The sequence below is a fragment of the Epibacterium sp. Ofav1-8 genome, from assembly GCF_022348185.1.
GTDB lineage: Bacteria > Pseudomonadota > Alphaproteobacteria > Rhodobacterales > Rhodobacteraceae > Epibacterium.
Genome location: NZ_JAKRFD010000032.1, coordinates 1 through 1649, shown reverse-complemented (window position 1 = coordinate 1649; position 1649 = coordinate 1). Strand labels below are relative to the sequence as shown.

The following is a 1649-nucleotide window of genomic DNA, read 5'->3' as shown; positions in this document are numbered from 1 at the left end:
TTGAAGAACAGCGGGTTCTCGATGCCAGAATACCCCGTGCCCTGACCGCGTTTGGAGACAAACACCTGTTTCGCCTTCCAGCACTCCAGAACCGGCATGCCGGCGATGGGCGAGTTGGGGTCTTCCTGCGCGGCCGGGTTCACGATGTCGTTGGAGCCGATCACGATGGCCACATCCGTCTCCGGGAAGTCGTCGTTGATCTCCTCCATCTCCAGCACGATGTCGTAGGGAACTTTCGCCTCGGCCAGGAGCACGTTCATATGCCCGGGCAGGCGCCCGGCCACCGGATGGATTGCAAAGCGCACGGTCTTGCCCTTGGCGCGCAGACGGCGGGTCAGCTCGGCCACATTGGATTGCGCCTGCGCCACCGCCATGCCGTAGCCGGGGATGATCACCACGCTGTCGGCTTCTTCCAGCGCCGCGGCGACACCGTCGGCGTCGATCGCCACCTGCTCGCCCTCGACCTCCATCGCGGGGCCGGTGCTGCCGCCAAAGCCGCCAAGGATCACCGAGACAAAGGACCGGTTCATCGCCTTGCACATGATGTAGCTCAGGATCGCCCCCGAAGAGCCCACCAGCGCGCCGACCACGATCAACAGATCATTGCCAAGGCTGAAGCCGATCGCCGCCGCCGCCCAGCCGGAGTAGCTGTTCAGCATGGAGACCACCACCGGCATGTCGGCACCGCCGATGCCCATGATCAGGTGATAGCCGATGAACAAGGCCGCCAGCGTCAGGATCAGCAGCGGGAACAGCGCCCCGGAGGAGAGATACCAGATCAGGCAGATCAGCGAGAGCCCCGCCGCCGCCGCGTTCAGCAGATGCCCGCCCGGCAGTTTTGTCGCCGCCGAGTTCACCCGGCCCGCCAGCTTGCCATAGGCAATCACCGACCCGGTGAAGGTCACCGCACCGATCCAGATGCCCAGCGACAGCTCCACCTTCAGGATGGCGATCTCGATCGGCTCCTTCTTGGCCACCAGGAGCGCAAAGGCGCCCTCGACGCTGTCGCCCGCGGCCTTCGCCGCCTCGACCAGATTGATGGTCATCTCGGCGTTGAAGCCGACAAAGACCGCCGCCAGGCCGACCAGCGAATGCATCGCCGCCACCAGCTCCGGCATCTGGGTCATCTGCACCCGCTGCGCCAGCTGCATGCCGATGACGCCGCCAAGCGCAATCAGGATGACCGACAGCCACCACAGACCCGCCCCGGGGCCGACAAGCGTGGCAAAGACCGCCAGCGCCATGCCGGCAATGCCATACCAGACCGCGCGTTTGGCGCTTTCCTGTCCCGACAATCCGCCCAGGCTCAGGATGAACAGAACGCCGGCGACCACATAGGCCGCGATTGTGAATGCGTTTTCCATAACTCCTGCCCCTGCTTAAGATTTCTGGAACATGGCAAGCATGCGCCGGGTGACCATGAAGCCACCGAAGATGTTGATCCCGGCCATGAACACCGACAGCGCGGCGAGGATCGTGACCAGCACGCCGCCGGAGCCGATCTGGATCAGCGCGCCGAGGATGATGATCGAGGAGATCGCGTTGGTGACCGCCATCAACGGGGTGTGCAGGCTGTGCGCCACATTCCAGATCACCTGGAAGCCGATAAAGACCGAGAGCACAAAGACGATGAAGTGCTGCATGAAGCT

The 1649-nt window shown here is 64.0% G+C and carries 2 protein-coding genes; both read right to left on the bottom strand.

The genetic code is table 11. From position 1 onward, the window contains the following. Positions 1-1364 (bottom strand): NAD(P)(+) transhydrogenase (Re/Si-specific) subunit beta (locus MHM97_RS22665; RefSeq protein ID WP_239325903.1); only part of this gene is annotated, 1364 nt, incomplete at its 3' end. Positions 1365-1379: 15 nt separating this feature from the next. Next, the coding region (locus tag MHM97_RS22660; RefSeq protein WP_239325901.1) for a proton-translocating transhydrogenase family protein at positions 1380-1649 on the bottom strand (270 nt) is incomplete at its 5' end.